Annotated in this window: 14 protein-coding genes; 7 read left to right on the plus strand and 7 right to left on the minus strand. The window is 61.2% G+C overall.

The window, feature by feature from the left end; translation table 11 throughout:
* Position 1: 1 nt before the first annotated feature.
* Positions 2-646: a ThuA domain-containing protein gene (locus tag BSG20_RS04035; protein ID WP_072369297.1), complete on the minus strand. Its 645-nt coding sequence runs from the start codon at positions 644-646 to the stop codon at positions 2-4.
* A 175-nt stretch (positions 647-821) separates the two neighbouring features.
* Between BSG20_RS04035 and BSG20_RS36285 the strand changes: the two genes are divergently transcribed.
* Positions 822-974: a hypothetical protein gene (locus BSG20_RS36285; RefSeq protein ID WP_167371528.1), complete on the plus strand. Its 153-nt coding sequence runs from the start codon at positions 822-824 to the stop codon at positions 972-974.
* Between the two features lie 8 nt (positions 975-982).
* On the opposite strand, the gene BSG20_RS04040 is transcribed toward BSG20_RS36285, so the two are convergent.
* A complete protein-coding gene (locus tag BSG20_RS04040) occupies positions 983-1,246 on the minus strand; it encodes a BON domain-containing protein (protein ID WP_072369299.1) in 264 nt (87 codons plus the stop codon).
* A 193-nt stretch (positions 1,247-1,439) separates the two neighbouring features.
* On the opposite strand from BSG20_RS04040, the gene dxr reads away from it, so the two are divergent.
* Positions 1,440-2,633, plus strand: coding sequence for a 1-deoxy-D-xylulose-5-phosphate reductoisomerase (gene dxr / locus BSG20_RS04045; protein ID WP_072369300.1), 1,194 nt, complete (start codon positions 1,440-1,442; stop codon positions 2,631-2,633).
* Between the two features lie 33 nt (positions 2,634-2,666).
* Here dxr and hemA read toward each other — a convergent pair whose 3' ends face one another.
* The 4 genes from hemA to BSG20_RS04065 form a co-directional block, all read right to left on the minus strand.
* Positions 2,667-3,881, minus strand: coding sequence for a 5-aminolevulinate synthase (hemA, locus tag BSG20_RS04050; protein WP_072369301.1), 1,215 nt, complete (start codon positions 3,879-3,881; stop codon positions 2,667-2,669).
* Between the two features lie 189 nt (positions 3,882-4,070).
* The gene (locus tag BSG20_RS04055; protein WP_072369302.1) at positions 4,071-4,868 is read right to left on the minus strand and encodes an FAD binding domain-containing protein; all 798 of its coding nucleotides are present in this window, start codon (positions 4,866-4,868) and stop codon (positions 4,071-4,073) included.
* Positions 4,869-4,880: 12 nt separating this feature from the next.
* Positions 4,881-7,226, minus strand: a complete 2,346-nt coding sequence (locus tag BSG20_RS04060; RefSeq protein ID WP_072369303.1) for a xanthine dehydrogenase family protein molybdopterin-binding subunit — start codon at positions 7,224-7,226, stop codon at positions 4,881-4,883.
* An 82-nt stretch (positions 7,227-7,308) separates the two neighbouring features.
* Positions 7,309-7,800 (minus strand): (2Fe-2S)-binding protein, encoded by a 492-nt coding sequence (locus BSG20_RS04065; RefSeq protein WP_072369304.1) that lies wholly within the window; start codon positions 7,798-7,800, stop codon positions 7,309-7,311.
* Between the two features lie 270 nt (positions 7,801-8,070).
* Here BSG20_RS04065 and BSG20_RS04070 point away from each other — a divergent pair, with 270 nt between their 5' ends.
* The 3 genes from BSG20_RS04070 (at position 8,071) to BSG20_RS04080 (ending at position 16,613) form a co-directional block, all read left to right on the plus strand.
* Positions 8,071-8,334, plus strand: a complete 264-nt coding sequence (locus BSG20_RS04070; RefSeq protein ID WP_024316143.1) for a YMGG-like glycine zipper-containing protein — start codon at positions 8,071-8,073, stop codon at positions 8,332-8,334.
* Between the two features lie 173 nt (positions 8,335-8,507).
* On the plus strand, positions 8,508-10,439 hold the full coding sequence (locus BSG20_RS04075; RefSeq protein WP_177309807.1) for an autotransporter assembly complex protein TamA: 1,932 nt from the start codon (positions 8,508-8,510) through the stop codon (positions 10,437-10,439).
* A 66-nt stretch (positions 10,440-10,505) separates the two neighbouring features.
* Entirely contained in the window at positions 10,506-16,613 is a 6,108-nt protein-coding gene (locus BSG20_RS04080; protein WP_177309813.1) for a translocation/assembly module TamB domain-containing protein, read from the plus strand.
* On the opposite strand, the gene BSG20_RS04085 is transcribed toward BSG20_RS04080, so the two are convergent.
* A complete protein-coding gene (locus BSG20_RS04085) occupies positions 16,610-17,038 on the minus strand; it encodes an Lrp/AsnC family transcriptional regulator (protein ID WP_072369308.1) in 429 nt (142 codons plus the stop codon). The two genes, BSG20_RS04080 and BSG20_RS04085, sit on opposite strands and share 4 nt — an antisense overlap.
* A 128-nt stretch (positions 17,039-17,166) precedes the next feature.
* Between BSG20_RS04085 and rocF the strand changes: the two genes are divergently transcribed.
* Positions 17,167-18,102 (plus strand): arginase, encoded by a 936-nt coding sequence (gene rocF / locus BSG20_RS04090; RefSeq protein WP_072369310.1) that lies wholly within the window; start codon positions 17,167-17,169, stop codon positions 18,100-18,102.
* 11 nt (positions 18,103-18,113) lie between these two features.
* Positions 18,114-19,313, plus strand: coding sequence for an ornithine--oxo-acid transaminase (gene rocD / locus BSG20_RS04095; RefSeq protein WP_072369311.1), 1,200 nt, complete (start codon positions 18,114-18,116; stop codon positions 19,311-19,313).
* Positions 19,314-19,421: the final 108 nt, after the last annotated feature.

Below are 19,421 nucleotides of genomic sequence, written 5' to 3' on the forward strand. Positions count from 1 at the left end.
GCTAAGAGCGCGCTGCCCAGGAAAGGCCGCGACGAAGAATGAGGCGCATGTAGGGGTGATCGAACTCGCTCTCTACATGGCCGAGCGCCGAGTAGAACACACGTCCCGAGCCGAACTGGCGCTTGAAGGCGACCGGCATCGTGACGTTGCGCGCAGCCGCATCATACTCACCGGAAAAGCTCGTCGTCGCCAGGATTTCGACCGACGGATCGTAGTGGAGGTAGTATTGCTCTGACCGATAGTCGAAATCGGGAATGCCCTCCATCACAGGGTCATGCTGGCGCGTGACGTTGACGCGAAAATCGATGATGTTGCCGGGATGGGCGACCCAGGTCACGCCGGAAACATAGCGGAACGGAGCACTCTCCTTGAACGAGGTCGCCAGCGCGCCGTGATGCCCGCCGAGGCCGAGACCGCCGCGCACGGCCTCCACCAACGCATTGGCATGCGCTTTCTCAATCTTCTCGCCGGTGATAACAGGTACCAGCAGATCGGCGGTCGCGATCGCCGCTGAGCCGAAGATGCCAAGGTCGCCGGTCACCTCGACGGCAAAGCCATCCTCCTGCAACAGGTCGCCGACGCGATGCGCGCACGCTTCAGGCTCATGGCCGCTCCAACCGCCCCAGACGATGATTGCTTTGCGCATACGCACCTCCTTACCGAACATACTAGGCCACCGGAAAACGGCCAACTCTTCTTTACGACAAGACTGCCGGCATAAGCCAGTGCGAGCCCTTGCCGATCACATTTTCTGGCGGCGGTCGGAAGGCGGAACTTTTCCAACCGACACGGCGTTTGACGGAAAAAGAGGAGTGCTTGCCATGCGCATAAAACTGACGTTGCTTGCATTCGCATATCTCATTGTCAGCGGCCTGCTGCTCGCAACCGCCTATAAGTCGACGGGACCGATCACCACGCCAAAGACAGACAGGGTCGCAGGTTCAACCTTCCTGATGGAACGCTTCGCCGGCTGATTGGATAACTACGCCACCTGAATATCATTGCGCACAGGCTTCGCCCCGGCGATAGCCTGCGCAACCGCTGTTGCGCGTTCGATTTCAGGCGCGGTTGCCACAACGCCTGTCAGCACAACGGCATGGTCCTCAACCGTCACCTTCACATCCGCCGCATCGATGCCGCCTGCCACAGCCAGAGCATTCGCCACGGCCTCCTCGAGCGAAGCATCCTTGTCGCCGGTTTCCTGATCAAGGGGTTCGCCAAAGAAGGTTGGTTGCTTGAAAACCATTGCACGTCCTCCTGTTTCGACTTCAACAAAACGCGGCGATCGCCAGTTGGTTTCGCGCAGGGCCATCGAACGTGATGAGCGAAAGCAGCGAATGCCAAGCCGGCTGCCGGATTTCTGCTGCGCGGCACACTTGCCGCTCATTTCAATCCCCTGTACAGCCAGAGCCGATGCAAGAATTTTGGCGAAATCACCGATGATGGCACGCGAACGTGCGCCCAGGCGCCTCAGTATTTTTGGCTCAACCGGCTCGATCGGACAAAATACACTCGACGTTATCGAGCAACTGGGCGGACGCGACGGCTATGAGATCTCGGTCGTAACCGGCAACGAGAACGTCCAGCTTCTGGCGCAGCAGGCCAAGTCGGCAGGCGCCAAGCTTGCGGTCACGGCTAGCGAGGACAAGTATCACGCGCTGAAGGACGAACTCTCAGGCAGTGGCATCGCGGTGGCCGCCGGCGTGTCCGGCCTGGCGGAAGCTGCCGACCTCGATGCGGATTGGGTGATGGCCGCCATCGTCGGCACGGCCGGGCTGGCGCCGACACTGGCTGCCGCCCGCAAGGGCGCCACGATCGCGCTCGCCAACAAGGAATGTCTGGTTTCGGCTGGCGATCTTTTCGTCGATGCCGTGGCGAAGGGCGGCGGACGGCTGATCCCCGTCGACAGCGAACACAGCGCAATCTTTCAGTCTCTTGACGAGGACCAGCGGCATGCGGTCGAACGGATCATCCTAACGGCGTCCGGCGGCCCGTTCCGCACCTGGTCGCGCGCCGACATGGCGAATGTGACGGCAGCTACAGCGCGAGCGCACCCCAACTGGTCGATGGGACTGAAGATCTCGGTCGGAAGTGCCTCGATGTTCAACAAGGCGCTGGAGATGATCGAGGCAAAGCATCTCTTCGGCGTTCGCCCGGACCAGATCGAAGTGATCGTTCACCCGCAGTCGATCGTCCACTCCATGGTCGGCTACACGGACGGATCGATCATAGCCCAACTCGGCAGCCCCGACATGAGGACGGCGATCGGCTATGCACTCGACTACCCGCGCCGGCCGACGCTGAACGTCGAGCGGCTGGATTTTGCCAAGCTCTCGCGTCTGGACTTCGAGGCCCCTGATGAAGAGCGCTTCCCGGCGCTAAGATTGGCGCGTACCGCGCTGGAACGCGGCGGCCTGCAGGGTGCGGTCATGAACGCGGCTGAGGAAATTGCCTTTCACGCCTTCGTCGATGAACGGATCGGTTTCCTGATGATGGCCGATATTGCCGAAGCGGTCATGGACAAGATGATCAAAACGGGCGAAGCGCGGACGATGGACGACGTTTTTGCTGCCGATGCCGAAGCCCGAAGGCTCGCTGCAGAACTGATCGCTCTTAGCGAAAGGGCCGCCTGACGGCGGTCCAATCTTTTCGCAAACCAAGCGCCGTTACGCAACGTGCCGGGCGAGCGCGCAGCGCGACCAGAGCGAATGCAGCGCATCCACGAGATGGTCGATGTCGGCATCGCTGTGGAGCGGCGTCGGGGTGATGCGCAGGCGCTCGGTCTTCTTCGGCACCGTCGGGTAGTTGATCGGCTGCACATAGACACCGCAATTGTCGAGCAGCAGGTCGGAGATCCACTTGCACTTTGCCGCATCGCCAACCATGACCGGAACGATATGGCTTGGATTTGGCATGTGCGGGATGCCGCGCTGATCAAGCAGCGCCCGCAGCTTGCGGACACGATCCTGGTGACGCGCACGCTCGAAGGGACTGACCTTCAGATGCTGGATCGAGGCGACCGCACCGGCCGCCAATGCCGGCGGCAGCGCCGTCGTGAAGATGAAGCCCGATGCGAAGGAACGAATGAAATCGCAAAGCGCCGTCGAGGCAGCGATGTAGCCGCCCATGACGCCGAAGGCCTTGCCGAGCGTGCCTTCGATCACCGTCAGACGGTCCATCAGGCCTTCGCGCTCGGCAATGCCGCCGCCACGCGGTCCATACATGCCAACGGCATGCACTTCGTCGAGATAGGTCATGGCGCCGTACTTGTCGGCGAGGTCGCAGATTTCCTTGATCGGGGCGATGTCGCCATCCATCGAATAGACGGATTCAAACGCGATCAGCTTCGGCGCCTTCGGGTCGGCGGCCGCCAGCTTGGCTTCCAGATCGTGGATGTCGTTGTGCTTCCAGATCACCTTCTCGCATTTCGCATAGCGGATGCCTTCGATCATCGAGGCATGGTTCAGCGCGTCGGAGAAGATGATCAGGCCGGGAATCTTGGCGCCGAGCGTGCCGAGTGCCGCCCAGTTGGAAACATAGCCAGACGTGAAGATCAGCGAGGCTTCCTTGCCGTGAAGATCGGCAAGCTCGCGCTCGAGCAGAACGTGGTAGTGGGTGGTGCCAGAGATATTCCGGGTGCCTCCCGCACCCGCGCCACAGTGATCGATGGCATTCTTCATCGCCTCGATCACCTTCGGGTTCTGGCCCATGCCGAGATAGTCGTTGGAGCACCAGACTGTCACTTCTTTCGGGCCGTCTACCGTATGGCGCGTGGCGCGCGGAAAGCTGCCGCGGTGACGCTCAAGATCGGCAAAAACGCGATAACGGCCTTCGCTGTGAAGCCCGTCCAACTCGTTTTTAAAGAACGCTTCGAAATCCATCATCTGCTCCAGTTTCGTGCGAGCGTTTGTTGCCAACAGACGCGCGCACGTCAACCCTTTGCCCTCGCTTTACCATTAACTGCGGCAAAAGGCCCATAGTCTTGAATTACTTTAATTAGAAATTGTCTGTTTTGGCCAGACGCAGCGAAAATCGCGAGGCAGACCTGCCTCGCGATCGGGTGGGTCTCGTCAGCCTGCCGCGGCAACGGCACGCTTGGCCATCACTTTGATCAGGTTGGCGCGGTATTCCGCACTGGCATGCAAGTCCGACATCAACCGAGCAGGATTGACATCGATGCCAGCGACAGAGCCGGAGGACCAGTTCGCGTTGAGCGCGGTTTCCATGGCCGTCTCGCGAAAGACGCCGTTGGATCCAGCCCCGGTGACGGCAACCCGCACGCCGCTGGCACCTTTGGCAACGAAGACCCCCGTCATCGCATAACGCGATGCCGGATTTGGAAACTTCGAGTAGCCGGCCTTGTCGGGCGCATCGAAACTGATCGCGGTCAGCAGTTCGCCATCCTCCAATGCCGTCTCGAACAGACCGGTGAAGAAGTCGTCCGCGGCGATCTCGCGCTTGTTGGTGAGGATGCGCGCATTCAACGCCAGCATCGCCGACGGGTAGTCCGCCGCAGGGTCATTGTTGGCGATCGAACCGCCGATCGTGCCCATGTGGCGGACATGCGGATCGCCGATCGTGCCGGCGAGGTCGCAGATCGCGGGACAGACCGCGCGCAGAGCCGCTGACGCAGCGACTTCGGCATGCGGCGTGGCCGCCCCGATTGTCACCTTGCGACCATCGATCCTGATGCCCTGCATGGCGGGAATATGCCTGAGATCGACAAGGTCGCTCGGCGCGGCGAGGCGTTGCTTCATCGTTGGGATCAGTGTCATGCCGCCGGCAACATATTTTCCTTCCGATGTTCCCGAAATCATCCTGACGGCTTCATCGACCGAGGATGCGCGGTGATAGTTGGTCTGATACATCGTCGTTCCTCCTCAATGAGCCGCGCGCGCTGCCATCCACACCTTCTCAGGGGTGGCGGGCATCGTCAGCATGTTGTTGCCGATGGCATCGGTGATGGCATTGATGAGTGCCGGCGGAGACCCGATCGCGCCGGCCTCGCCGCATCCCTTGATGCCGAGCGGATTGCTCGGGGATGGCGTCACCTGATGCGAGACCTTGAACGAGGGCAGATCGTCGGCGCGCGGCATGGCATAGTCCATGAAGCTCGCCGTCAGAAGCTGGCCATTTTCGTCATAATGGACGGCCTCGAGCAGAGCCTGACCGATACCTTGTGCGATACCGCCATGCACCTGGCCTTCGACGATCATCGGGTTGATGATATTGCCGAAATCATCTGCCGCAACGAACTGGATGATCTCGGTCTTGCCCGTTTCGGGATCGACCTCGACTTCGCAGATGTAACAGCCCGCCGGGAACGTGAAATTCGACGGGTCGTAGAAGGCGGTCTCCTTCAATCCGGGTTCCATGCCGCCCGGCAGATTGTGCGCGGTGTAGGCGGCGAGCGTCACCTGGAACCAGGGAAGGCTCTTATCGGTACCGGCAACCTTCAGCTCGCCGTTCTCGATGACGATATCGCCCTCGTCGGCTTCCATCAGATGGGCGGCAATCTTTTTGGCCTTGGCTTCGACCTTGTCCAGCGCCTTGACCACGGCAGACATACCGACGGCGCCTGAGCGTGAGCCATAGGTGCCCATGCCCATCTGCACCTTGTCGGTATCTCCATGCACGATCGACACGCTCTCCAGCGGAACGCCGAGACGGTCCGAAACGAGCTGGGCGAAGGTTGTCTCGTGGCCCTGCCCGTGGCTGTGCGACCCGGTGAGCACTTCTATCGTGCCGACCGCATTGACCCGCACCTCCGCAGATTCCCACAATCCGACGCCTGCGCCAAGCGAGCCGACCGCCTGCGAGGGGGCGATGCCGCATGCTTCGATGTAGCAGCTCATGCCGAGACCGCGCTTCATGCCGCGGTTGGCCGCTTCGGCCTTGCGCGCCTGGAAACCGTTCCAGTCGGCCGCCTGCATGGCGGCATTGAGCGATGCTTCGTAGTCACCCGCGTCGTAATTCATGATCACGGGTGTCTGATGCGGGAAGGAGCGTATGAAGTTCTTCCGCCGCAGCTCGGCCGGCGAAATGCCGAGTTCGCGCGCTGCCGTTTCCATCGTCCGCTCGAGCAGGTAGGTAGCCTCCGGGCGACCGGCGCCGCGATAGGCATCAACCGGCGCGGTGTTGGTGTAGACCGTGCGCACATTGGCGTGGATGGCCGGGATATCGTACTGGCCCGACAGCAATGTCGCGTAGAGATAGGTCGGAACCGCCGACGAGAAGAGCGACATATAGGCGCCGAGATTGCAGATTGTGTCGACCTTCAGCCCAGTGATGCGGTGGTCGCTGTCAAAGGCCATTGTCACCTTCGAGACGTGGTCGCGGCCATGTGCGTCCGTCAGGAAGGCTTCCGTGCGATCGGAATTCCATTTCACCGGCACACCCGTCTTCTTGGAAGCCCAGAGACAGACGATCTCTTCGGGATAGATGTAGATCTTCGATCCAAAGCCGCCGCCGACGTCGGGTGCGATCACCCGCAGCTTGTTCTCGGGCGCGACGTTGTAGAAGGCGCTCATCACGAGACGGGCGACGTGCGGGTTCTGGCTCGTCGTATAGCAGGTGTAATGATCTTCAGCGGCGTCGTAGATACCGAGCGCTGCGCGCGGTTCCATCGCATTGGGCGACAGGCGGTTGTTGTGAATCTCGATCTCGGTGACGTGTGCCGCTTCGGAAACCGCCTTGTCGGTTGCGGCCGCGTCGCCAAGTTCCCAGTCGAAAATCAGATTATTCTGAGCTTCCGGATGAATCTGGGGTGCGCCTGATTTCAGCGCGTCGACCGCTTCGACGACAACCGGCAATTCCTCGTAGTCGATCACGACGGCTTCTGCCGCGTCCCGCGCCTCGGCAAGCGAGTCCGCGACCACGACTGCAACGGCATCGCCGACGTAGCGGACGGTCTCTGTCGCAAGCGGGCGCCAGGCGCCCATCTTCATCGGCGAACCATCCTTCGAATGGATCATCCAGCCGCAGATGAGGTTGCCGATTCCGTCGGCGAGCAACTCTTTGCCGTCGAGCACGTCGATGACGCCGGGCATCGCCTTTGCCGAGGCTGCATCAATCCCCCCGATTTTGGCGTGTGCATATGGACTGCGGATGAAATAGGCGAATTTCATGCCCGGCACGACCATGTCGTCCGTGTAACGGCCCTTGCCGGTCAGGAACCGCTTGTCTTCCTTCCGTGCAACGCGTGCACCAATTCCTTCAACACCCATAATGTCCTCCCAATGGGGTTTCGGGCCTGGCATTCCGCCAAAGACAATCGTGTTCGGCAGTCAGCCAGACAATTCCTGAGAGCTATTCGGCCGCCTGCTTGGCAGCGCCATGCATCTGCTCGTTGGCAGACAAGACGGCTTTGACGATGTTGTGGTAGCCGGTGCATCGACAGATATTGCCGTCGAGCTCATGGCGAACCGTCTTCTCGTCCAGGTGACCACTGTGGCGCGCAATCATGTCGACGGCCGTCATCACCATGCCTGGCGTGCAGAAGCCGCATTGCAGGCCGTGATGCTCCTTGAAGGCGGCCTGAACCGGATGCAGTTCGCCGTTGGTGGCGAGCCCCTCGATGGTGGTGATCATCGAACCCGACGCCTGGACGGCAAGGATCGAGCAGCTCTTCACCGACTTGCCATCCATGTGAACGACACAGGCCCCGCATTGGTTGGTATCACAGCCGACGTGCGTTCCCGTCAGACCGAGTTTTTCGCGAATAAAATGGACAAGAAGCGTACGCTCTTCACAGTCGCCGCTGACTGTCCGGCCGTTCACCGTCAGTTTCACTTTCGCCATGATTTCCTCCTTGCGCCTCCTCCAGGCACGAGCGGTATCATTTGACGTTTTCGCTTTGGGATCAACCACTACTTTAGGGAGGCTAATTAAATTCGGCGTGGTCGGTTGCGCCAAATTTCTGCGCAAGTCTCAACAGCAATTGTGTGAAAAACGAGCATCGAAAAGCAGGGCTGCTTTTTTTGCGCCACAGTTTGACGACTAGCATGACAAAAACAAGAATCAGGGACGGCCACCGCTCTTTGAGAGCGACCAACCTAGGAGAAGAATTTGATAAAGAAGATTGTTGCATTCGCCTTGATCGGCCTGTCGATCGCAAGCTGCACGCCGACCCAGCAGGGTGCTGGCATCGGCGCAGCATCTGGGGCCGTGATCGGCGGAGTGGTCACCGGCAATGTGCGTGGGGCTGCCGTCGGTGCAGCGATCGGCGGTGTTTCTGGCGCCCTCATCGGCCGCGTCGCTGAGCAGCCAGGACAGTGCTACTATCGCGACCAATATGGTCGACGTTACATCGACGATTGCCGCGGCGGCTATTGAGGCCCGAGCAAAATCATCTCGAAATCCTGGGTTCGCAGCCCGGGATTTCTCATTTTTTCCACCATTTCAGCGGCTAAGCGATTTAAAACGGTACACGCCGAAGAAATTTGCCGCTAATGTTGCCGCCGGCCGGGGGGCGCGAAGCTTAATTCCAATGTAACCAAAAGCGGCGGATGCAAATTACAGGGAAGGCACCGAAACCGGGTATAGCGTATCGGCGCGCAGGCACCATGTTGGTGATCGCGGCTGCGTTTGCGTTTTCGCCGGCTCTCATTTCGGAGGCTTTCGCCTTCAAGCTTTTCGGCATCACTTTGTGGGGCAAGGATGACGAATCGGCCAGCGATCAGGTGCCCGACCCGGTTCGCTACGACGTGACTCTGACGACCGATGCGGACGATCCCGATCTCAAGGAAGCACTCGAAAACAGTTCCCGCCTGGTGGGTGACAAGGACCGACCTGTTTCCGGTGATCTTGGCGTCGTCGTCAAGGCAAGGGACGATCGCGACCGACTGATCGCCGCCCTCTTCGAGAAGGCCCGCTACGGCGGCGTGGTGACGATCAGGATCGATGGCCGCGATATAGACACCCTTCCGCCCAATCCGACCTTCAATCGCTCGCGCCCGATCCCGGTGACGGTCAGTGTGGCGGCGGGCCCCGTCTTCAAGGTCCATGAAGTGCAATTCGGCGGCGACGCCGCGCGACGCGATCCGGCAGATTACGATCTTGCTCCAGGTGAGACGGCCGGTTCGCTGACGATCATCAAGGCTGGCGACAAGATCGTCGAGCAGCTGAAAAGCGAAAGCCGCCCGCTGGCGAAGTTGACGACCCGCAAAGTCATAGCCGACCACAGGACGAACACGGTCGACATCGTGCTCGCCGCCGAGGGTGGTCCGGTCGCGCCGATCGGCGACGTCGGCGTCGCGGGTGAGAAAACCGTTCGACCGGGCTTCATCCAGCGCTATTCCCGGCTGAACAAGGGTGAGCAATATTCGCCGGAGGCATTGAAGAAAGCCGGTGAACGACTGCGCGCATTGGGCGTCTTCTCGAGCGTCACCATTCATGAGGCAGACGCTCTGGCGCCGGACGGAACATTGCCGATGACGATCGAGGTATCGGAGGGCAAGCAGCGCTACCTCGGCGTTGGCGCCCAGTATTCGACAACCGACGGTTTCGGCGTCAACGGCTACTGGGGTCATCGCAATCTCTTCGGAGAGGCCGAAGCGCTACGCCTCGAAGGGTCCGTGGGCCGATTGGGCGAAACGACCAATATCGGCAATCTCGACTATTCAGCCGGCGTCACCTTCACCAAACCTGGCGCGTTCTTGCCGGCCGCGACGCTACGGGCCAGTATTCTTGCCAAGACCGAGAACCCCGACGCCTACACTGCAAAGCTCGTCACTGCCTCCCTCGGCCTTTCCTACGAGCTGTCAGATCTCGATACGATCACCGGCGCCGGCGAAGTCAGCTGGGAACGCGACGACGATGCCTTCGGCAAGAACAGCTACCTGACCTTCGCGCTGCCCTTTCAGTACGATCGAGACGCCCGCGACAACAAGTTCGATCCGACAGAAGGCTATCGGGCGACGCTCAAGGCAACGCCAAGCTACGAGGCCTATAACGGGACCTTCTTCTCCGGTTTCGAGGGCTCAATCACCGGATATCAGGGCCTGGGGGCGGAAGACCGCATCGTTCTTGCCGGCAAGCTTTCCGCAGGTTTTCTCCTCGGAGCGGACGATCTCCAGAACATTCCCGCCACACGCCGTTTCTTTGCCGGCGGTGGTGGCTCGGTTCGCGGCTACGGCTATCAGGAGATCTCGCCTCGCAACGCTGACAATGAAGAGACGGGTGGCGCCTCTTATGTCACTGCCTCGTTCGAGACCCGGGTAAAGGTCACCGATACGATCGGCATCGTGCCCTTCATCGATGTCGGGACGGTTTCAGCCGACATAGCACCGGACTTTTCCGACATTCGGGCCGGTGCGGGTATCGGCATCCGCTATGCGACACCATTTGGTCCGCTGCGGCTTGATTTTGCCGTACCGCTGAACAAGTACGAGGATGGTACGGATTACGGCATCTATGCCGGCATCGGACAGTCATTCTAACACACTTGCAGCTCACTGCGCTCGTGCGCCTTGAGCCGCCATAGAAACGGAGTAATGTCCGCGACCATGCAGACACTGGCGAAAATCTTGAACTGGATCGTGCGGCTGCTCGGTTTGTCCGTCAGCGCCCTCCTGGTCCTGCTTGCCATCGCCATCGGTGTCTTCGGCTTCACGTCTTTCGGCGCACGCATCGTCACCGACAGGGTCGCCTCGAGCCTGTCAAACCGGGATATGACCATCAAGGTTCACGACCCCGAGGGGCTGCTGACTGGCGGACTACGCGCCAGCCAGATCGTGCTCTCCGACACCAAGGGTGTCTTCGCGCAGGTCGACGGCCTTGCCATAAGTTGGAATCCCCTAGCGCTCCTTACCGGCAGGTTCCACGCCAGCAGCGTCGAAGCTGCGGCAATCCACGTCCTTCGGCAACCGGTGCGCACGCTGCCGTCGCGTCCGGCCGCGGCAGGCGAAGCCGACAGCGGCTTTTCACTGCCGCTCAAGATCGACATCGACAAGATCGCCTTGCCGGAAATCAACCTCGCCCAGCCTCTGATCGGGCGGGCCTTCTCGCTTGCAGCGGACGGCAGCGTGCGCGCCGACAACGAAGGCGGGAACGCATCGATCAACGTCCACCGTCACGATGCTCCGGATGCAAAGCTGATCGCCGATGTCGCGTTCATGCCGGATCGCAATCGGTTGCGACTGAAGGCAAAACTGACGGAACCGAAGGGCGGACTGCTAGCAGGTGTCCTGGCGCTGCCCGGCAACCCGGCTGTGGAAATCAGCCTGACGGGTGACGGACCGATCTCGGACTGGCGAGGCCAGTTGCAGGCCGCTCTCGACGGACAGCAACGCGCCGCGATCGAGGCGCACCACACCCTTACACCTGAGAGCCTTCACCACCTTGACCTCAAGGGCGGCGGCGACCTTAACTCACTGTTGCCGGCTGCCTTCCGCCCGCTCTTTGCGGGGCAGACGAACATCGACGTCGCCGCGAACTTCGACAACAAGGGCAAGATCGACATCCAGACCGGCAATCTCGCAACCGGCGCCGTTGTTATCGCCGCATCAGGCACCCTGGATCCGAAGGGCAAGAACAGCCTGAACGCCAATCTTTTGGGAACGTCGGGACCGGTCGATTTCCGTTGGCCGCTGGCCGAGGGTGAAGCCCGCTTGCTGATCTCCGGCGTCAATCTTTCGTTGACGGGCGATGCCAAGGCCTCTCGCCTCAACGCCAGCGCCTCGCTCGATTCCGCCGTGCTGCCGCAGGCGACGATGGGCAACGTGAAGCTGACAGCGAAGAGCGACAACTTCAACCTCTCCGGCCGCTCGGGAAGCGTTCAGATTACGCTCGCTGCAGGTGACTCATCGTTCGTCAATCCCGACATCAACCGGGCAATTCAAGGCCCCGTCACGATCACGCTGCCGCTGCAGATCTCGCCGGATGCGCTTGGCTTCAATGGCGCCACAATCGAAAGCGCCGCTGCCAACGCAAGCCTCAACGGTTCCTATAAATTGAGTGCCAGTTCGTTGACCGGCAACGTCAAGCTGACCGTCCAACCGGCGGCGCTGCCGCCTGCGGTCGCAACGCGTTTCAATTCGCCGATCGTGATCGAGAGCCAGGTTGCGGGAACGGTTCCGTCGAAATTCAACATCTCGAATCTCTCCATCAAATCGAACGCTCTGGAGGCCACGGGAGGAGTGGTGCTCGATGAGGACACGCTCGATGCCAATCTCTCCGGTCGCGTTCCAAATGTTCAGGCGCTGCTTGAAAGCGCGACAGGCGAGCTAACCTACCAGCTGAGCGCAAAAGGCAATGTCTCCGCTCTTGCGGTGGCGGCGGATATCAAAGGCCCGTCACTCGTGATGGCCGGCCGGCAGGTCAGGCAACTCGAGGTCAACGTTTCCGCAACAGCGGACCCGAAGGCGCCACGGGCCGAAATCACGGCCAAGAGCACGATCGATGATCAACCAATCAATGTCAGCACTGCTGTTCAGGTCGTCGATGGAAAAGTACAGCTTCCGTCGATCGCTGGCGACGTCGGCAAGAACCGCCTGACGGGCCACGTCGAACTGTCGGCGGCTTTCCAGCCGACCGGAGAGGTGACCTTTGACTTCCCCGATCTCGGCCTTCTTGCGGCGCTCGGTGGACAGGAGGCGGAGGGCGACCTCAACGGTTCAATCGATATTGCCAACGACAACGGCAAGATCGCCCTTAAGGTCGTCGCATCTGGCAGCGGCCTGAAGCGCGATACGTTTGCCGTGGTCAGACCAGACATCAACGTCGCGGTCACCGACCTCAGGGCTTTTGCCGCGACCGGCACGATCAAGGCCGACGAGCTTGCTTCCGGGCCAAATAAGGCGGAAGGCCTGGCGCTGAGTTTCACGCAGCAACAGAACCGGACGAACTTCGATCTCAGCGCCACCTATGATGCCAATCCCTTGGTCGCGTCAGGCAATGTCGAGGTGAACGCCGGCACGACGCTGCTTCGCCTCGACCGTTTGTCGGCGAAGCCGCGCAGCATCCTCGTAGAACTTGCGTCGCCGTCGGAGATGTCGATCAGTGGCGGCACCGTGACGCTGAGCGCCATGGAACTGAAGGCCGGCGACGGCTCGGTTCATGTCAGCGGTTCGGCCGGCGAAACTCTTGATATCAAGGCCGACATACGCAATCTGCCCGCAAGCCTTGCCAATAGTTTCGTCCCAAAGCTCGATGCCGCCGGCACGATCTCCGGCAAGGTCGCCGTGACCGGCACACCGGCAGCGCCGATTGCCAACTTTGACCTGGATTGGAAGGACGCGGCCACCAGTCAGACAAAGGGCGCCGGCCTTTCGCCACTGGCGATCGATACAAACGGGAAGTTCGCCAACAACACGCTCGACTTTGAAGCCAACGCCAGCGGCAAGGGTAGCGTATCGCTGAAGGCCGGTGGCAGTGTCGTGACCGGCCCGACTGCCCAGTCGCTGAAAGTCGACGCCAAAATCGTCAACGTCCCGGCCGGATTGGCGAACGCATTTGTTCCGCATCTTGGTGCCGAAGGTTCGATCTCGGGCAATGTCACGGCCGCCGGAAAGCTGCCGGCGCCTGCGCTCGACTTCAAACTGAATTGGAAGAACGCCGCAACAAGCCAGACCAGAAGTGCCAAGCTCTCATCGCTTGGCGTAACGGCGAACGGCAACCTCAAAGACAATATTCTCAGCTTCGATGCCGACGCGCGCGCTAGCGGCGCCATGTCGTTAAAAGCCGCTGGCAACTACGTCGTGACAGGCGCCGACGCCCAGACGCTGAAGCTGGATGGGCAGCTCGCCAACATTCCGGCTGCTCTTGCCAACAGCTTCGTCCCGAATCTCGCCGCTGAGGGCGTGATATCGGGAACCGTATCGGCTTCCGGCAAGTTGCCGAGGCCCATCGCAACCTTCGATCTTACATGGAAGGATGCGGCAACCAGCCACACCAAGGCGGCCCGCCTTTCCGGGATCAGGTTGACGGCAAAGGGCAGCTTCGCAGATGAAAAGTTGACCGTCCAGAGCGACCTTGCGGCGAACGGCGGCGTGGCACTGAACGCCTCCGGCAACGTCTTGCTGGCGGGAACGAAAATCGAGAACCTCGCGGCGGATGCGACGATACACAACGTTCCCGCGAGCCTGGCAAACGCCTTCGTTGCAAACCTCGGCGCCAGCGGCACGATCTCCGGCACGGCCTCCGCTTCCGGAACGCTGCAACAGCCGACGGTAAGCTTCGACCTCACCTGGACGGACCTCGCAACCACGCAGACGAAGGCGGCACGCCTCTCTGCCCTCGCACTCGCCGCCAAGGGCACATTCGCCAACAACACACTGGACTTCGAGACAAATCTCGACGGCGACGGCGGCTCCGCCTTAAAGGCGAAGGGAAAGGTTACGGTTGAAGGAACGGTCGTGAAGGGCCTGCAGGCGGATGCGACGCTGAGCAACCTTCCCGCCGCGTTGGTCAACAATTTCATGCCGGATCTCGGTGCCGAAGGAACGATCTCGGGGACGGCGACCGCGTCCGGCTCGCTCCCGGTTCCTGCTGTCGACTTCAAGCTCGACTGGAACAATGCAGGGACCCGTCAGACCAAGGCGGTCGGCCTTTCGAACCTTCGGCTGAACGCGGCCGGCAAACTCGCCGACAACAAGATCACCTTTGATGCGACGCTGAACAGCAGCCGCAATACGCTGCTGAAGGCAAAGGGAACGGCCAATCTGCAAGGCGCCAGCGTCCAAGGTCTCTCGGTCGACGCCGACATTTCGGATCTGCCTGCAAGCCTCGCCAATGGCTTCGTCCCGAACCTCGGCGCCGAAGGAACGATATCAGGCACGGCGAAGACGTCAGGGACGCCCACCAATCCGATCATCGATTTTGAGCTTGACTGGAAAGACGCCGCAACGACGCAGACGAGGGCATCCGGCATCCGGCCGCTTTCGGCAAAAGCGAGCGGTAAGCTTGCGGACGGCAGGCTCGACTTTACCACGAATTTGAGCGGCAGCGGCGTGTCGATGAAGGCCGGTGGCAACTTCGTCATCGCTGGGCAGAATGCCCAATCGCTCGCGGTAGATGCCGACATCTCCAACCTGCCTGCCGGCCTTGCCAACGCATTCGTGCCTGGACTGGCCGCCGAGGGCAACATTTCGGGCTCGGTCAAGGCATCAGGCAAGCTGCCTTTGCCCGCGGTCGACTTCAATCTTGACTGGAGGGGTGCCGCCACCAGCCAGACCAGAAGCGCCGGGCTTTCGCCCTTCACCATCGCCGCAAACGGAAGACTGAAAGACGATCGCTTGACGATCGACACCAATCTGGCCGGCGACAGCGGCCTCTCCCTGAGAGGCGGCGGCAGCGTCACAATCACAGGCAATCGCGCGCTGGACATGCGCTTTTCCGGCAATCTGCCATTTGCCGTGCTCGGCACGCAGCTTGCCGCCCAGGGCTTCGTCGCCGACGGCACGGCCAATCTCAATCTGCAAATCAGCGGAACCGCCGCGGCACCGTCCGTCAACGGTACGGTGACGACCAGCGGCGCAAGGGTCGTCGATGTCCGCCGCAACCTTGCGATCAACAATCTGACGGCAGATATCCGCTTCACCGGCAACGAGGCCGTGATCTCGCGCCTTACCGGTCAACTCGCCAGCGGCGGCAGCGTCTCGGCGTCCGGTAGCGTCGGGATCCAGCCAGCTTCCAACTTCCCTGCCAACATCGACGTCAAGCTCGACAGGGCCGTCTATGTCGATGGGACGCTCGTCGTAGCAACCGTCGACGGGACGCTCGGTTTGCGTGGTCCGCTGCTCGCCAACCCCACCCTGAACGGCAGGTTGCGGCTGGAGAGAGCATCGATCACCGTCCCCGAAAGGCTGCCAACCTCGCTGCGTGAAATCGACATCAGGCACGTCAACGCCCCGAAGGCGGTTCTCTCGCAGCTCCGCGACGAGACACAACAGGGCACGCGCGCGAAATCCAACACCATCAATCTCGATCTTCAGCTGGATGCTCCTTCACAGATCTTCGTGCGTGGTCGCGGTATCGATGCAGAACTCGGCGGCAGTGTCACGATCAGGGGAACGGCGGCAGAGCCGATCGTCTCGGGCGGCTTCACCATGCGGCGCGGCCGCCTGACAATTCTGAACCGGCGCCTCGATTTCACAAACAGAAGCCGTATCACCTTTGCCGGCGATCTCACGCCGGCGCTTGAGATGGAAGCCAGCTCGACCTCGGGCTCCACGACACTGACGGTCGATGTAACCGGGCTGGCAACCGATCCCTCGATCACTTTCTCTTCGTCTCCAGCACTGCCGCAAGACGAGGTTCTGGCGCAACTGATCTTCGGACAGTCGATGTCGAGGCTGTCGCCGGTCCAGATCGCTCAGCTCGCCGATGCCATCAGTCAGCTGGCCGGCGGTCGTTCCGGATCACTGTTCCAGGGCCTGCGTAACCAGCTTGGCGTAGACGATTTCGACATCAGTACCGATGCCAAGGGCCGCACCAACGTCAGCGTCGGCCGCTACCTCAACGACCGGACCTATTTCGAACTGCAGCAGACCACCGGCAAGGGCGGCGCGAAGGCGATTATCAATCTCGATGTCGGCCGCGGTGTGAAGCTGCGCGCCGGCGCGGGCGGCGACGGCGCCGGGGAAGCCGGCATCGTTTACGAGCACGAATACTAGAAGCTGGCCTTCCTGGTCTTCAGCAGGATGTTGGTTTCTGTCGTATTGATGCCATTGATCAGCCGGATGCGGCGCAGCGTTTCGTCGAAGGAGACGAGATCGCGGTCCTCAAGTTCGGCAATGAAATCCCATTTCCCGTTGGTGCTGTGCAACGCACGCACCTGCGGCAGACCGCGAAGCTGATCGGCGACCTTGTCCGCAAGCTTGCCCAGCACCTCGATCATGACGATCGCGCGCACGCCGGCTGCGCGGGTTTCATGGCCGGTGCGGACGGTGAATGCAGCAATGGTGCCGTTGGCAACCAGCCGGTCGATGCGCGCCGCGACCGTCGCACGGGAAGCACCGGTCATTGCCGCCAGCGAAGAAACCGGGATGCGCGCATTGTGCCGCAAAGCACTGAGAAGTCCCTGATCAAGATCGTCCATGGCTTTCACTTTGTCAAAACGTGCTTATCAAACTGATCGATGATAGCGCATTATTGGCACTTTTTCATCTATTTGTCGCCGTGCCGATATTTCAATATGTCTTCCGAAACGCAAGCTGGAGAAAAAGAATGCAGCCACAGGCAAGATCGGTCACGCTCATCGGAGCACCGCTGGAAGAGGGTTCGGGACGCAGAGGTGCCGCCATGGGTCCGGCTGCGCTTCGCATTGCAGGCGTCGATCAGACGCTGGTCGATCTTGGTTATGATGTGGTCGATGCCGGCGACGTGCATGTCGTTCCGGCACGCGACCTGCCGAACCATCCGAAGGCGCACAATCTGCGTATCATAGGCGCATTTACCCGCGCGCTCGAGGCAGGTGTCTACGAAGCGGCCAGCGCCGGCCGCTTTCCGCTGATCCTCGGCGGCGATCACAGCCTGTCGATGGGCACCGTATCCGGCATGGCGCGCTACGCGGCCCAGCAAGGCCGGCCGCTCTTCGTTCTCTGGCTCGACGCTCATTCGGATTTCAACACGCCCGCCACCTCGCCCTCCGGCAACATCCATGGCATGCCGGTCGCCTATGTCTGCGGCCAAGCCGAACTTGCCGAGATCCTGCCGAAGGAACGTCCCCTGGTTGATCCGCGCAACGTCTTCCAGGTCGGGATCCGGTCGGTCGATGCGCCGGAGCGGGAGCTCATCAAGGAGCATGGGATCAATGTCTTTGACATGCGCTGGCTCGACGAACAGGGCGTCGCGGCAACGATGCGTCAAATCCTTGGCATCGTCTCCGATGCAAACGGCCTGCTGCACGTAAGCCTTGATGTCGATTTCCTCGATCCGGAGATCGCGCCCGGCGTCGGCACGACGGTGCCCGGCGGCGCGACCTTCCGCGAAGCGCATCTCATCATGGAAATGCTCTGCGATAGCGGCCTTGTCTCCTCGCTCGATCTCGTAGAACTCAACCCCTTCCTCGACGACCGCGGCAAGAGCGCCCGGATCCTGGTGGAGCTGACGGCAAGCCTCTTTGGCCGCCGCATCTTCGACCGCCCGACCCGCGCCGCCTGAGGAGAGACGACATGAGCAATTCCAAGAACCTGATCGATACCGAACAGCGCCTCGGCGCCCACAACTATAAGCCGCTCGACGTCGTATTGACCCGGGGCGAAGGCGTCTATGTCTGGGATACCGACGGCAAGCGGTACCTCGACTGCCTGTCGGCCTATTCAGCTGTAAACCAGGGGCATTGCCATCCGAAGATCCTGGCCGCCATGGTTGAGCAGGCGGGCAAGCTGACGCTCACCTCGCGCGCCTTTCGCAACGACCAGCTCGCCCATCTCTATGAAGAACTGGCAGCGCTGACTGGCTCGCACAAGATCCTGCCGATGAACTCGGGCGCCGAAGCCGTCGAGACCGCGATCAAGGCCGTGCGCAAGTGGGGCTACGAAGTGAAAGGCGTGCCAGAAGGCAAGGCTGAGATCATCGTCTGCGCCGACAATTTTCACGGCCGGACGCTGAGCATCATCAGCTTCTCGACGGACCCCGATGCACGCACCGGCTTTGGGCCTTATACGCCCGGTTTCCGGACGGTTCCATTCGGCGATGCAGACGCATTCGCCGCAGCCATCAATGAGAACACGGTCGCAGCGCTGATCGAGCCGATCCAGGGCGAAGCAGGCGTCATCATCCCGCAGACCGGCTACTTCAAGCGCGTGCGCGAACTCTGCACCGACAACAAGGTGACGCTGATCCTCGACGAAATCCAGACCGGCCTCGGCCGCACCGGCAAACTACTTGCGGAAGAGCACGAGGGGGTCGAGGCCGACGTGACGCTGATCGGCAAGGCACTATCCGGCGGTTTCTATCCGGTCTCCGCCGTACTCTCCAATTCCGAGGTGCTCGGTGTGCTGAAGCCCGGCCAGCACGGCTCGACCTTCGGCGGCAATCCGCTTGCCTGCGCGGTGGCGCGCGCGGCATTGAGGGTGCTGACGGAGGAAGGCATGATCGAGAACGCAGCCGTCATGGGCGACTATTTCCTGGAGGGGCTGCGCTCCATCCGCTCCAACATCGTCAAGAACGTGCGCGGTCGCGGGCTGATGATGGCGGTCGAGCTCGTGCCGGAAGCCGGGGGCGCCCGCCAATATTGCTATACGCTCAAGGATCGCGGCCTGCTTGCCAAGGAGACGCACGACAACACGATCCGCCTCGCCCCGCCGTTGGTCATCACCAAGAGCCAGGTCGACTGGGCCGTGGAGCAGATCGAAAAGACCCTTGCCTAAGGCGACAAACGGATAGGACAGCGGAAGCGGCATCCTGGCGTTTCCGCCGCAGTTGCTGGCGATTCTGGGGCATTCGGCTCTGCGCCTAGCCAAAAGTCAGCTGCCTCA

This window comes from Rhizobium tibeticum, assembly GCF_900110205.1.
Taxonomy (GTDB): Bacteria; Pseudomonadota; Alphaproteobacteria; order Rhizobiales; family Rhizobiaceae; genus Rhizobium; species Rhizobium tibeticum.